Below are 13,681 nucleotides of genomic sequence, written 5' to 3'. Positions count from 1 at the left end.
GCCATCCCGTCATGAGCCACCGGCCCGCTCGTCGCGCCCGCCGCGCCAGCGCCAGCCCGCTGTTCACCCCGCACGGCACCGACCGCGCCTCGCGCAAGGCCGCCCGCCGACAGCTCGCCGAGGCCGCCGCAAAGGCCCGCACCGAAGCTGTCGCCCACACCAGCGCCTCCGGCGCAGCCGAGCACGAGATGCCGACGCCGCTCTTCCCGCCGGCCGGACGCCCCGGCCCCGCGTCCTCGCGCAACAACAAGATCAAGCTGCCTGCCCACCGCATGACCACCGCCACCGCGAGTGGGGCGTACCCGTTCCTCGCCGAGGGCGGACTGGGCGCCGAGGGCATATACATCGGCCGCGACGTCCACGCGGAGGCGTCCTTCTGCTTCGACCCGTTCGCGCTGTACGGCCGCGTCGAAGGCTTCACCAACCCGAACGTCCTGCTGGCCGGGGTCATCGGACAGGGCAAGTCGGCGCTCGCCAAGAGCTTCGCGCTACGGTCCATCGCCTTCGGATACCGGGTCTACGTCCCGTGTGATCCGAAGGGCGAATGGACGCCCGTGGCACAGGCGTTGGGCGGCACCTCCATCGCCCTCGGCCCCGGGCTGCCCGGCAAACTCAACCCGCTGGACGCCGCTCCGCGCCCCAACAGCGTCTCCGAGACCGACTGGGCGGGCGAGATCCGCAAACGCCGTCTGCTGCTGCTCGGCTCGCTGGCCCGCACCGTCCTCGGGCGGGACCTGCTGCCGATGGAGCACACCGGACTCGACGTCGCCCTGGACGCCGTCGTCACCCGCGCCGCCGCGAACGGACGCACCCCGCTCCTCGGCGACATCGCCGCCACCCTCAACAACCCCGACGAACTCGACCGGGTCGGCGGCGTCATGTCCGGCCGCCTCGGCGACGCCTCCCGCGACCTGGCTCATGCCATGCGGCGTCTGGTCCACGGCGACCTCGCCGGCATGTTCGACGCCCCCAGCACCGTGGCCTTCGACCCCAACTCGCCCATGCTGACCATTGACCTGTCACGCCTGGGCGGATCGGGCGACGACACCGCCCTGGTGCTCGCCATGACCTGTGCCTCCGCGTGGATGGAATCCGCGCTGTCCGACCCGAACGGCGGCCGGCGCTGGATCGTCTACGACGAGGCATGGCGGCTGATGCGCCACCCCGGCCTGCTCGCGAGGATGCAGTCCCAGTGGAAGCTCAGCCGCGGCCTGGGCATCGCCAACCTCATGGTCATCCACCGGCTCAGCGACTTGCTCACCGCCGGCGACGCCGGATCCCGCGGACGCGCCTTGGCCGAGGGACTACTCGCCGACTGCTCCACCCGCATCATCTACCGGCAGGAAACTGACCAACTCCACGCCGCAGCAGCATTGCTGGGACTCACGTCCGTGGAAACGGACGCCATCTCCCACCTCAACCGCGGACGGGGCCTGTGGAAAGTCGCCGGAAGATCCTTCATCGTTCAACATCTTTTGCACACGCATGAATTGGCACTGTTCGACACGGATGCCCGTATGCATTGATCCGGTCGAGACGATCCGACCGCCCTCGATCCCGTGGACGTCCCCATCGAGAATCCAGCCAGCCTTCCACCTTCCGCCGGTCCCGGCACCCGGATGGTGCACGAAACCCTCGGCGCCTCGCCTCAAGATCTCGGCCGCCTTCACGATGACGGCCCCGAACTGGTCCTCGCTGACCTGGTCTATACGGCCGCGCGCCTTCTGGACCACGTGCACGAGCAGTTCACCGACGCCGCTCAGAGCGCGGCTTCCACTCTGGCACGCGCAGCCTCCGGGAATACGCCGATCAACTCCCTCGGCGTCCTGCAGAACAGCGGCACACAGATCGACATTCTCGCCGCACGCCGGGCCGATGCCGTCGACCACCTTAGAGAAGCCATCCGCGCGTACCGGCAAGTGGCAGTCTCCCTGGCCCTGCGGGCACCCCGGACACGAGCCGTGCCCGCTCCGGCGCCCACGAGCACGCCGCCCGCCCGCGTGACGCGCGGCCGATAGGACCACCTCACCACTCCGTAGGGAGCCCATGCCCTCAGCACGCACCGACCTGGACACCTTCGCCACCGCCCTGGCCGACCGCCTGCCCGGCGCCTGGACCAGCGAATACCACCGTCACCTCGCCTACTCCGACCAGTTCCCCGTGGCCGAACAGCTCTGGGACGCCGGCCACATCGGCTACGTCGCCGCCGAATTCGTACTCGGGCACGACGCCGTCCTGCACGGTCCGGATCAGCAGCACCTCTACCTCTCCGACCGGCCGCGCTCCTCGCGCCAGTTCGTCGTCGCCCCGCTCGCGCCAGACGACGCCGCCGTCCAGGCGCATCACTTCAACGGAGTCGACGAGCCGAACGGCATCGTCATCCCCGACGATCCCGCGCGTGCCGCAGCCCTCATCATCCGCAGGGTCCTGCCTCGCTACGAGCAGGCCCTCCAGGCGGTACACCGCAACGCCGCCGAGCAGCCGGAGCCCCCACACCGGCAAACTCCGCCGCAGGTCGCACAGGTGGTCACGCTGACCTGGTATGACGACGGGGTGCTGGGGGCGCCGTACGCGAGCGTGCCGGAAGAGGCGCGGATGGCTCTGTACGCCCACGGCTTCCAGTACCACCCACACCAGGCAGCCTTCCTGCTGCCCACCGCATACGGCGAGGACGGCCGCGCCCTGCGGGTCCAGGCGGTGGCCCGCCATCTCGCGCAGCGGGGAATCGGCGTGAACCTGCGCCACGCCGCGCCGGCCACGGCCACGGTGCCGCCGCCCGTGCCCACGGCCATCCGCAGCCATCACCGTTGACCGCGCCTTCGCCCGGGTGACAGTGCGCGGCGGCGCCGGGGAGGTGCAGCGTGCGCTACCTCGGCACTCCTTCGGGGCCTGACATACGGGCCGCGATGAGCGCGGGACGCCTCGGCTGTATGACCACCCCGGCGCAAGGCAGCCGCATCCCCGAGGGCGCCCTGTACGCCTGCGACAACTCCAAGTTCGGCAGCGACGGCAAGGGCCGCTACTGGCCCGGCGCCGAGGCGTGGTTCGCCTGGCTGTCTAGGACCATCGAGAGGTACGGGCCGGATCGCTGTCTGTGGGCGCTCGCCCCGGACCAGCCGTTCGACGCCGCCGGCACCCTCACCGAGTCGCTGCCGTGGCTGGCCCGCATTCGTGAGCTGGGCGTCCCCGCAGCCTTCGCAGCGCAGGACGGCTGCGACCAACCCAGGCTACTGCCCTGGGATAGCTTCGACGTGCTGTTCCTGGCCGGATCCACCGACTGGAAACTCGGCCCCGTAGCCGAACGGCTGGCCCGTGAGGCGAAGGTCCGCGGCAAGGGCGTGCACATGGGCCGCGTCAACTCCCGGTCCCGTCTGAGGATTGCCGAGTGGTTCGGCTGCGACAGCGCCGACGGCACCTACCTCGCCTACGGGCCGGACAAGAACCTCCCCAAGCTCCTCAAGTGGCTCGACGAACTTGACGGCACCCCCTCCCTCCTCGGCGGCACGCACCCCCTCGGCGCTCCCGACGCCGTGTCGAGCACCTCCCCCGCGCGCGAAGCGCCCCGCCGCCGCGCACCACCGCGTGAAGCGTCTGCCGCGAGAGCACCGATGTCTCCGCCCGCAGGGACACCCGGACGTCCAGGCCCCCGAACCCGCTGACCGCGCCGTCACCCGCCGCACACTTCCAGGAGTCCGCCTGCCCTTCCCCTACGACCAGGTCGGTCAGCTGCACTCGCTGGCCGAGCGCATCCACAACGCGGCCGACGAACTGCCGCTTACCGACTCGGTGCACTCCGGCGTCGACAACCTCGATGACCTCGACGACCGCGTTCGCGACGTCGCCGGACTCATCACCCACCTCACCACCGCGGCAGCCTTCGCCGCGCGCACCGTACGACGCGGAGGCGCCCCCGAAATTGACATTACTCGCCGCACGGTCGCCCAACTCACGCTCACGGTCAGCGCCCTGGGGCACGCCCTGGCCGACCTCGGCGACGCCGTCGCCCATGCCGGCGCCCTCCAGCAGCTAGCCGCCGCGCCCCGCTCGACGCAGCGCACTACGGAGATCGACTCCACCCGGGTCCTGCTGCACGCGCGGATCGACAGCACCCGCGATCGGCTGAACAAAACCGGCGGCCGACTCCATCAGCAGGCCGATCGGCTCGCCGCTGCGCCGACACCGAACCGCAGCCCCAGCACGACCAGCGCCATCACTGCCACCCCGGCCAGCCCTGCCACCTCCCGCAGCCGCTGATCCCTCTCCCGACCAAGCCCCTGGAGCACCCCCATCCACACCGCCCGCCGCGCCCTTCCCCTGCTCATCTCTGCCGCGCTGCTCGCCGTGGCCGCCACCGCCTGCAGCAGCGACGACGCCCCGTCCACGAAGAAGAACGCCACCACACCCGCCGCGCCGAAGCCGGTAGCCGCGCTCAGTGAGGCGCAGGCCCGCGCCGTCATCAGCAACTACTCGAAGATCAACAACGAGGCCAACGCACAGCGCGACCGCGCCCTGCTTGACACCATCGAAGACGGCCCGCTGTTCGCAATGTCCGTCTCCGACTACACCGAGACCGAGGGCCTGCCCAAGGCCGACCGCAAGCCGTACAAGCCGTGGTCGTACGACACCTCCAGCGCCAAGCTGTACATCCCGCGCTTCACCACCGGCCAGGACCGATGGTTCGCCGCCGCGCTCTCCGGCGAGAAGGGCAAGGACCCGAGCCGCATCGCCGTCTTCGCCGAGCAGCCGAAGGACAAGCGGTGGGAGCTGGTCTCCGTCGTCGACCTCGACAGCACGACGCTCCCGGACGTCGCCCTCGACCAGGACGGCTACGCCACCGCGGTCGCCGCCACCGGCAACAAGCAGCTCGCGGCCGACGCCGACCTGCTGCGCGCCGCGGTGATCGACAACTTTGCGACCGGCGGGACGAACACCGGCACCAAGGTCTTCGACCCGACCAAGGCCAGCCAGCAGCAGATCAAGGTACATGACGAAACCACCCGCAAATTCGGGAAGCTGGGCACCACCGTCTTCGCCGGGGGCGCCAACCGTTTCAAGGACGCCTACGCGCTGAAGACCGGCGACGGCGGTGCACTGGTGCTGTTCGCCCACACCCACACGCAGACCGACGCCGTCGCGCACTCCGGGCTGCAGATCAACCCGGACAAGGACGACAACGCCTGGCTGCACGGCATCCCACGCACGTCGGTGACGTACACGTTCGTCTGCGCCGACGCCGCCACCGTGCCCGCGAAGGCCGCCCCTTCCCGCCTGATCGGCTACACGTGCGCCCGCACCGACGCCTCCGGCCCGCTCGTCGGCTCCGCGCCGACGGACCGCGCGTAGCCGACCGGAGGAGTGCCTTGTCCCTGCCACGCCCCGACTTCGAGCTGTACGACAACGTCGGCCGCACCACCCAGCAGATCACCGCCCATCGGGGCGACCGGCCGACCGCCGACGACCTGCATCGCTGGGCCGCCCACGACGCACGGGAGTTCAGCTCCTCGCTCCCCGACGACGAGGCTGGTCAGAGCATCATCGACTGGACCCGTCAGCCCTACCGGGTACGCACAGCAGCCGAGTTGAACACCGTTGCGCAGGCCGTCCTCGGCGACGGACGCAGTGGCCTCGGCGAGCTGCACACGTTTCTGGAGACCGCGGCCGAATGGTGCGAGCACTACCAGGAACCAGGCATCGCGGCGCGCTACCGCCAGCACGCCGAGGAGCTGTCAGCACTCGGTGACCGGCTCGCCTACTTGAGCGAGGACCACCTGGCCAGCGTCTATCGGCGCACGAACCGGTCGGCATCCGCGCAACCCCCGCGAACCGTACCGGCGGCTCCTGTCGCACCGACTGCGCCCGCGCGCCGATCCGCCCGCTGACCCCGCCCACGACAGGAAGATCCTCTGTCCACTCGTTCTGTCATCGCCCGCCCCACCGCCGACGGCTACGCCGGCATGTACGTCCACTTCGACGGCTACCCCGACAACAAGCTCCCGCTGCTCCTGGCCGCCTTTCAGCACCGGTTCGCCGCCGACCTGGAAGCCATGGCCCGCCACTTGATCGACGACGTGGATCACGGCTGGGACGAGCTGGGCACCGACCTCCTCGACGGCGCTCCCGCCGCCTGCGCCGCTGCCTGACCGGGGGCGACGAATACCCCAGCCGTCAGATGACCAACGTGATCAATGCGGACGGCAGCCCGGCCGAGCGTGAGCTGATCACCCAGGACGGCACCGACGAGCTGGAGTGGGCTTACGTCCTGCACCCGCACGGCATCGAGGTGATCGCCCTGCATGCGTACGACCGCGGTCCCGTCGTCGCGTGGGACACCGATCCGCGCAGCCGAGTCACGGCGAATCCCAGTGCGTGGCACCCGGACACGCCAGCTCCGATCGTTGCGCCGCGCACCGCCCCGCGCCTGTCCACGTCCGCGCCGGCGCCCGCGCCCCGCCCGGCTGCCCGCCGCTAACACCGGCTCCCCGCACCGTCCCCGACCGCCACCCCGCCCGGAGAACCCGCTGTCCCCGCACTCGTGCCCGAAGATCACTGTGGTCATCGCCACCCAACTCCGCACCGATCGCCTGGCGTTCCTCACGGCCATACACGCCAGCCTGTGCCGTCAGAGCGTGCCGTGGGAGGCCGTCGTCGCCCTCGACGGTGCCGACCCCGCCCGGCTGCCCGCCGCTCTCACCGCCGACCCGCGCGTGCGCATCCTCGCCCTGCCGCGCCCGGTCGGCGCGGCCTGCGCCCGCAACTTCGCACTCTCCGAAGTGCGGACCGAGTACCTGAAACTGGGCCGACGATGATGATGAGTTCACCGACTGGGCCATGGCGCTGCGGCTGCGCACCCTGGAGGCGACCGGGGTGGGCTGGTGCGCCGGATACAGCCAGGACCTCCACCCCGACGGGGCCACGACCCTGTGGCGGCCCCCGACGCCGCCGGGCCCGCACGAGGCCGGGGACGTGTGGCGGTACTGGAAGGACCCGGCCGACACCATCCCGCTCGGCCCGACCACCCTCCTGGCCCGCACCGACCTTGTGCGCGCGGCCCCCATGGGCGGTCTCGTCCAGGGCGAGGACTACTGCACCCTCGCCGTCACCTGCCTCGCCCCGGGCATCGTGCTGCCCGTCCCGGTCTACCGGTACCGCAAGCACGCCGGGCAGATGACGGCGCAGGACTCATACGACCAGCTGGAGGCAAGGGCGCGGGTCTTCGCCCACCGCTTTGGTGTCAGCCTGCGCGCCGCGTCCTCGCCGCTACGCGACGCCGCTTCCGCCGCCGCGTAGTTGAGACGGCCCTCGCCCCGCCCCACTCCTACCCACCAAAGGCACCTATGCCCGACACCCCCGCTCAGGACCACGCCCCGCAGAAGGTCCTCATCTCTCCCCGCTACCTGGCCGCCAGCCTGCCCACCACCCACCACGAGTTCCTGGAAGTCTTCGCCGAGGAGGCAGGGTGGAGTGCGCAGACGGACAACTCGGCCCTGACCGTGACCAGTCCATGCCGGCGCGTCACCATCCGCCACGACCAGACGGCCGTGGGCCGAGGCCCCCACCTGGTGGTCTCGGCCCGTAGCGAGGAGGAAGCGTCCGAGCGATGGCGCACGAGCGTCAGCGGCGCCGAGCCGGTCGAGTTCGTCTCCACGCTCCTCGGCACCCTGGCCGCCGAACTGGAAGCCGACCCGGATCACGTCGTCTACGGAATCGGCGCCGAGCCCGGCCAGTTCGAGCTGCTGGTCGACATCGACGCCTGGAACCACTTCGACGCTTCCGGACTCTCCGGGTTCATCTCCCGCGACGGGCAGGCAGCCGTGATCGGTCGGCCGCCGGACTCATCGGCGCCGCCGATCCACGGCGACGCATCCATCGCCTGGCACGTGGCCGCCTCCCCGGACGACCTCGGTCACCTGTGGGACATCTCGTTCACGCAGAAGGCGCCCGAATTCCTCATGCATGCCGTCGTCGCCAAGACCCTCGATCCCCGGCCCATCCCGCGCTCCACGGCGTTCCCGTTCCCCAAGGCCGTCGTGCCCCTGGTGACCATCACGCACGTTCCGTCGGCTCGGCCTCCCGCGGCGCGGCCGTCACCCGCCAGCCCGGCGCGCAGCCCCGAGCCCAAGCGCGCCCGGAAGACCCGCTGAGCCCCGTCCGCCTGGACGACGTCGCCTGCGGGCTCGACCCATCAGGACCCTGATGCTCACCCCCTCCACCGAGATCACCCTCAGCACCAGCCGGACTCTCGGCCTCGTCGCCATCGCCTCCGGTGAAGACTACGAGCAGGCCAACCAGGCTCTTGAAGCTGCCGGATTCAGCCGCCTGTCCAACGGCGCGTACACCGCCTCGCTCGCCGACGCGCAGGTCGCCTGGCACACCGCGAGCGCCCTGGTGCACCGCGCCCACGAACGCGGCGCCACCCTCGTCACCAGCTCTCGGCCCTACCTCGGCGACGTCGGCATCGAGATCGCCGCCCGGCTGCCCGGCACCTGGAACGCCGAGCTGGAGATCTACGCCCACCCGCTGTGGCAGGACGATCTCTGGTACGGGCTCTGGGAAGCCGGCGAGATCCACCAGGCCCTCGAAGACCACCGCATCCCGTTCGCGTCCGTACTGAAGAACGGCACGGGTACCGAACTGCTCCTGGTCGAGCGGCCCGGCCACCGCAGCGGCTACCTCCTCGGCGCGCTCACCGACCACGAGAAGGAAGACGTCCGCGACGATCCCGCCACGCCGCGCACCATGGTGCTGCCCGCCGACCCGGGCCTCGCCACGCACGCCGTGACCCACACGTTCCTGCCCGCCTACCGCCGCGCCCTGCACCACCGGGACCTCAACACCGTCCTGTCGGCGCTGGAACGTATCCGGAAAGAACACCAGGCCCTGGAGGCAATCAAGGACTCCGGCCGGTACAGCGACGCAGTGCCGCTCGGCGGCTCCCGCCTGATCTCCGGAATGGAACGGGAATTCGCCGACCACGCCTGGCTGGAGTTCCGTCACGTCCTCGAACACGCGCCACTCCTCCTCTCGCGCTGCCGCCCCGCCGCCACCGCCTGGCCCGACGACGGTGCAGCACTGACGCGGCTGCGCGAGGCACTCGCCCACAGCCAGGACACCTGGGACGAGTGGAACGGCCTGCGGCACGAGTTGTACTCGGTACCCCGGACGCTGCCGGCCCACGAGTGGAGCCAGGTCCGCGGGCAGATGGGCCTCGCCGTCCTGCCGGCCATCGAGACCTGGCTCGCCGACAGCGAGGCGTTCGAGCGCCAGGTCCGCGCAGCCGTACCGGGTGGACCGGCGGCTCTGTCCGCGCCCAGCCCACGGCTGCTCACCGCCCGCACCGTTCCGCCGCCTGCGCCCCGCGCCGCGGCGGCGCACCGCTGACCGCTCCAGAAAGGAATCCTCTCTGTCCGACCACTTCCGGTTCGGCGCCCACCCCGACCACGGATTCGTGGCCGCCGCCACCGCCAACATCCCCGCGCACCTCGCCAACTGGTTCCTTGTACGCGAGCAGTTCGAGCCCGTACCCAACACCCCGGGCCTGTACCGGCTCACCAATCCCGAACAGGACGGGATCCGCCGCACCCGCCAGGCCGTTCACGACCTTCGCCGCCACGGCTACGAAGTCCACGCCGACTACAGCCTCGACCCCGGCCTCAGCGCCTCCTCGCCCCGGCCGACCGTGCGCAACGGGCTGATGGAGCGCCGCAACCGCATCGCGCAGGCAGCCGCCACCCGCTCCCCGCAGCAACGCGGCGCCCCGACCACCGCGCTCCCCGAGTTTCTGCCCCAGCCCGGCGCCGTACCGGTGGGCGGGCGTGCCCAAGCAGCCGGGAAGGGGCGGAGCCGATGAGCGACGAGCCGATCCACATCACCCGCGGCCAGGGCGGCGAAGTCGACGTCGAGGGCCCGGTCGACGGCTTCGCCGCGAGCGTCTTCAAGCGCGCCGGATTCGACACCTACCCCACCTTGCGCGGCGTCTGGATCCGGCTGCCGTTCGACCTGGGCCGCACCTGGGAGAACGAACACGCCACCTGGGCCGCGGAGATGCTCGCCGCCGCCCGCTACAGCGTCGACCTCGACCCCGATCTGCGCGCCGTCCCGCCCGCCGCGTCCGCGCCATCGGCGCCACGCCGCACGAAGACCGCCATGACCGCACAGTCCGCACCTGCCGGCTCCCCGCGGCGGCAACGGCGCTGACCGCCGATTCGACACGAAGGCCCTCCGCCCTGACTTCCTCCGCCGCCACCGATAGGAGACCCGCCTTGCCCGAAGCACCAGCAGAGCCGTTCATGACGATCCGGCACACCATCACCGGCGAGATCACCACCACCGGCTACAACGCCGCCGCCCGGCGGATCCTGCTCCAGGCCGGCTTCGAAGAGACGCCAGGCTGCGCCTGCCGGGCGACGGAACCCGGTACGGAGCGCACCCACGGGCCTGCTCGGCAGCCGGCGAGCCGCTCGTCGCAGGCCATCCCCTGCACCTGTACTGAGCCCTCGGTCGGCCGGTGAGCGCCGACGGTACGCCCCGGTTGGCCCGGTCGCCGATGTCGGCACAGTCCGTGATCCGCTCCGAGAACGGCCAGCCTCTCCAGCGCATCGCCAACCCCGCCCGCACCCGCACCTGTTGAAGGATCCTCGTATTGACCACACCCGGAACGCCTACCAGTCCAGCGCGCACCAAGGGCGGCGAGCTACGGGCCAAGGTGGCCCGACTGCTGGCCGATCGGCCGGCGGACGCGCTCACCATCGGGGACATGGCCAGGCAGCTGGGCCACTCCCACGGCGCCGTCCGCAACGCCGCCCTCACTCTGGTGCGACGCGGCGAGGCCGACCAAAGCGGAATGGGACAACCGGAGTTCCGCGCGAACGCGAAGACCGCCGCAGCCGCGCAGACCGCTGTGATCAGCCCACCGGGCACCCACTCTCCCCGCGCCCAGGCGGCCACGGTCCGCACGACCATTCCCGCAGCAGTCAGGCCCAGGCAGACCGGTCCGATCCGTCGCGCGGGGGGCCAGCTCTACCACCCCCGGGAGCTGGCCGATCTGCCCGACGTCGAGGCGCTGAATCGGCTGCGCGACGCCGACGTGCCGGTGCTGCTCTACGGCCCTCCGGGCACCGGCAAAACGTCGCTGGTGGAGGCGGCGTTCCCGGACCTGCTCACCGTCGCCGGCGACGGTGACACCACGGTCGGCGACTTGATCGGCGAATACACACAGGACGACGCGGGAGCCTACGTCTTCCAGTACGGTCCGCTGGTCACCGCGATGACCGAGGGCCGCGCCCTGCTGATCGACGATGCCACCCTGATCTCACCGAAGGTCCTGGCGGCGCTGTATCCCGCGATGGACGGGCGTCGGCAGATCCAGGTCAAGGCCCACAAGGGCGAGACCATCAAGGCCGAGCCGGGCTTCTACGTGGTGGCGGGCCACAATCCCGGCGTCCACGGGGCGGTGTTGACGGAGGCGCTCGCGAGCCGGTTCAGCGTGCAGATCCAGATCGGCACGGACTATGACCTCGCCCTGGCCTTGAGGATCGATGCCCGGGTGGTCCGGGTCGCCCGACACCTCTCCCGCCAAGTCGAACTCGGCGAGCTGGGCTGGGCCCCCCAACTGCGAGAGCTGCTCAGCTACCAGAAGACCGAGGCCGTCCTCGGCACCAAAGCCGCGCTCGCGAACCTGGTCGGCATCGCTCCTGTGGAGGATCGCGACGCCGTCGCCGCTGCCGTCATCAAGGCTGTCGGCGTCAAGGAGGTCGCTCCCCTCACCCTCGGCAAGCAGCTTTCCGCCTCGGCCGTCCGGCAGCCCCCGGGCAGCACCGGCTCCGCGCACCGGGGCCGCTCGCGATGAGCGCCCACCACCACGTCCAGTCCCCCGCCACCACGCCGGACGACGACGCCGACCTCGCGCGATGGGACGACGACGGCGCCCCGCCCGCGCAACCCCGTTCCTCCCCGGCCGCGTGGCTGCGCGTGGGAGCCGAACTCGGCGACCGGCTGGTCGACCTCTCTGGCCGCCAGGACCTCCTCGTCACCTGCCGCCCCGGCACGCGCAGCGGCGCACCGGCCGCGTTCTTCCCCACTCTGAGCGAGGTCGAGTTCGACGCCGGCCTGTTCGCGCCGCTCCAGCCCCACGAGATCCATCCGCGGATCGTGGGCGACGAGGAGAGGTATCCCGCCGCCTGGGGAGTGTTCGTCCACGAGGCCGCGCACGCGGCCCACTCCGTCTGGACGGCGCCTGCCGGAGCGAACCCCCGTGTCGTCGAGGCCGCGCTCCTGCTGGAGGAGAGCCGGGTCGAAGGCGCACACCTGATCACGCGGCCCACGGACCGCACGTACCTGCGCACCAGTGCCCGCACCCTGGTCATGCCCGACATCGCCCACCCCACCCTCCAGGGCATCGAGCACGCCGCCGCCGTGGCGGCCCTGGTCCTCGGCCGCCGTGACGTCGGCATCCTGGACGCCGGCGAGACCCGGGCCGTCGCCGATCTGTGCGAAAAGGTGCTGGGCGCAAACCTGCTGGCCACACTCACCCGCATCTGGACCGCAGCCCACCAGTGCGCCGACCACGACGCCACGACCATGCTCGCGCACGCTCAAGAATGGTGCGACGCTCTGGACGCCGCGGCCCCCGCCCGGCCCGTGCCGGAGAACCTCACCGATCTGCTGTCCGGCGCCGTGGGGGTCGTCATGGACAGCACGGCAGCCACCGACGCCGCCGACCTCGCGGCACAGGACGCAGCGGCCAACGCCATGGCGTCGCGGTCCAAGGCGCAGGCTCAGGACCGCGCCCAGCGGGCCGGCCAGCGGCGCAAAGCCGCCGCCACCGCCGAGTCGGTGTTCAACGCCCGTGGCACCACCGTCAACCCCGACGGCACACCGGCGCCCTACGGCAACCCGGTCAACGGCACCCGCAAGCCCACCGCCGCCGAGAAGAGCGCCGCCGCGCGCCTGAGCCGCGCCCTGCGTGCCGCCGCCTACCGCGAGCGGACCGAGGAACGGGCCACCAGCCCCACCCCGCCCGGCCGCCTCAACATGCGCGCGGCCCTCGCCCGCGACGCTCAGCGCGCGGCCGGGTCGGTCCCCACCGCGGAACCGTTCACCCACACCCGCCGCCGGAACTCCCCCACCCCACCGCTGCGTGTGGGCATCGCCGTCGACGTCTCCGGCTCCATGCGTGCCGCCTGCGCGCCCGTCGCCTCCGCCGCCTGGATCGTGGCACGCGCAGCAGCCCTGACCGACCCCGACTCCCTGACCGCCACCATCGCCTACGACCAGCACCTGACCGCATTGACCCGCCCCACCCACCAAGCACCAGAGCGCGTGACGACGTTCGATGCCACCGGCGGCCACCACAACCTCGGCAACGCCATCGACGCACTCGACCACGGCCTCGAACTCAGCCGCCCCGGCGCCGGCCGCCTCCTCGTGATCGTCACCGACGCCCACTACGGCAGCGACGAAACCGCTCAAGCCGTCACCCGCATCAAGCAGCTCACGACCGCCGGCTGCGCCGTACTCCAACTCACCCTCACCCCGAAGTCCCACCACTTGCCGGGGACCACCTTGCTGCACCTGCCCCAACCCTCCAGCGCTCCCGCCGCCATCGCCAAGGCGGCCACAGACGCCATCCGCAGGACACGCTGAGACGACGCAGAAGACAGAAAGCAGGAACAACCACGTGGCA

The 13,681-nt window shown here is 71.5% G+C and carries 16 protein-coding genes and 1 pseudogene; all 17 read left to right on the top strand.

The window, feature by feature from the left end; translation table 11 throughout:
• Positions 1-11 precede the first annotated feature (11 nt).
• The 17 genes and pseudogenes from ACN6LB_RS09055 to ACN6LB_RS08975 all read left to right on the top strand — a co-directional run bounded on the left by ACN6LB_RS09055 (position 12) and on the right by ACN6LB_RS08975 (position 13,641).
• The gene (locus tag ACN6LB_RS09055) at positions 12-1,526 is read left to right on the top strand and encodes an ATP-binding protein (protein ID WP_445025330.1); all 1,515 of its coding nucleotides are present in this window, start codon (positions 12-14) and stop codon (positions 1,524-1,526) included.
• Positions 1,527-1,619: 93 nt separating this feature from the next.
• Positions 1,620-2,018, top strand: a complete 399-nt coding sequence (locus ACN6LB_RS09050; protein ID WP_445025329.1) for a hypothetical protein — start codon at positions 1,620-1,622, stop codon at positions 2,016-2,018.
• A 28-nt stretch (positions 2,019-2,046) separates the two neighbouring features.
• On the top strand, positions 2,047-2,811 hold the full coding sequence (locus tag ACN6LB_RS09045) for a hypothetical protein (protein WP_445025328.1): 765 nt from the start codon (positions 2,047-2,049) through the stop codon (positions 2,809-2,811).
• Positions 2,812-2,906: 95 nt separating this feature from the next.
• Positions 2,907-3,659 (top strand): hypothetical protein, encoded by a 753-nt coding sequence (locus ACN6LB_RS09040; protein ID WP_445025327.1) that lies wholly within the window; start codon positions 2,907-2,909, stop codon positions 3,657-3,659.
• On the top strand, positions 3,583-4,254 hold the full coding sequence (locus ACN6LB_RS09035) for a hypothetical protein (RefSeq protein WP_445025326.1): 672 nt from the start codon (positions 3,583-3,585) through the stop codon (positions 4,252-4,254). The genes ACN6LB_RS09040 and ACN6LB_RS09035 overlap by 77 nt, the downstream gene beginning before the upstream one ends.
• 87 nt (positions 4,255-4,341) lie before the next feature.
• Positions 4,342-5,343, top strand: a complete 1,002-nt coding sequence (locus ACN6LB_RS09030; RefSeq protein WP_445025325.1) for a hypothetical protein — start codon at positions 4,342-4,344, stop codon at positions 5,341-5,343.
• Between the two features lie 17 nt (positions 5,344-5,360).
• Positions 5,361-5,879: a hypothetical protein gene (locus tag ACN6LB_RS09025; RefSeq protein ID WP_445025324.1), complete on the top strand. Its 519-nt coding sequence runs from the start codon at positions 5,361-5,363 to the stop codon at positions 5,877-5,879.
• Between the two features lie 75 nt (positions 5,880-5,954).
• A complete protein-coding gene (locus tag ACN6LB_RS09020) occupies positions 5,955-6,140 on the top strand; it encodes a hypothetical protein (protein WP_445025323.1) in 186 nt (61 codons plus the stop codon).
• 29 nt (positions 6,141-6,169) lie between these two features.
• Positions 6,170-6,469, top strand: a complete 300-nt coding sequence (locus tag ACN6LB_RS09015; RefSeq protein ID WP_445025322.1) for a hypothetical protein — start codon at positions 6,170-6,172, stop codon at positions 6,467-6,469.
• 79 nt (positions 6,470-6,548) lie between these two features.
• Positions 6,549-7,287, top strand: a pseudogene (locus tag ACN6LB_RS09010) (glycosyltransferase family 2 protein).
• A gap of 47 nt (positions 7,288-7,334) precedes the next feature.
• Positions 7,335-8,141, top strand: a complete 807-nt coding sequence (locus ACN6LB_RS09005) for a DUF317 domain-containing protein (protein ID WP_445025321.1) — start codon at positions 7,335-7,337, stop codon at positions 8,139-8,141.
• 52 nt (positions 8,142-8,193) lie between these two features.
• Entirely contained in the window at positions 8,194-9,378 is a 1,185-nt protein-coding gene (locus ACN6LB_RS09000; RefSeq protein WP_445025320.1) for a hypothetical protein, read from the top strand.
• A gap of 67 nt (positions 9,379-9,445) precedes the next feature.
• Positions 9,446-9,847 carry a hypothetical protein gene (locus ACN6LB_RS08995; RefSeq protein ID WP_445025319.1) on the top strand — a complete coding sequence of 134 codons (402 nt, stop codon included), beginning with the start codon at positions 9,446-9,448 and terminating at the stop codon, positions 9,845-9,847.
• Positions 9,844-10,194, top strand: coding sequence for a hypothetical protein (locus tag ACN6LB_RS08990; RefSeq protein ID WP_445025318.1), 351 nt, complete (start codon positions 9,844-9,846; stop codon positions 10,192-10,194). Before ACN6LB_RS08995 ends, ACN6LB_RS08990 begins: the two co-directional genes overlap by 4 nt.
• 92 nt (positions 10,195-10,286) lie before the next feature.
• Positions 10,287-10,508, top strand: coding sequence for a hypothetical protein (locus tag ACN6LB_RS08985; protein WP_445025394.1), 222 nt, complete (start codon positions 10,287-10,289; stop codon positions 10,506-10,508).
• Positions 10,509-10,702: 194 nt separating this feature from the next.
• Positions 10,703-11,845, top strand: a complete 1,143-nt coding sequence (locus ACN6LB_RS08980) for an AAA family ATPase (protein ID WP_445025393.1) — start codon at positions 10,703-10,705, stop codon at positions 11,843-11,845.
• Positions 11,842-13,641 carry a hypothetical protein gene (locus ACN6LB_RS08975; RefSeq protein WP_445025317.1) on the top strand — a complete coding sequence of 600 codons (1,800 nt, stop codon included), beginning with the start codon at positions 11,842-11,844 and terminating at the stop codon, positions 13,639-13,641. The genes ACN6LB_RS08980 and ACN6LB_RS08975 overlap by 4 nt, the downstream gene beginning before the upstream one ends.
• Positions 13,642-13,681 lie beyond the last annotated feature (40 nt).

This window comes from Streptomyces sp. SAS_270 (genome assembly GCF_052543295.1).
The sequence above is the reverse complement of the archived record's forward strand: the minus strand, read 5'-3'. Positions and strand labels throughout refer to the sequence as shown.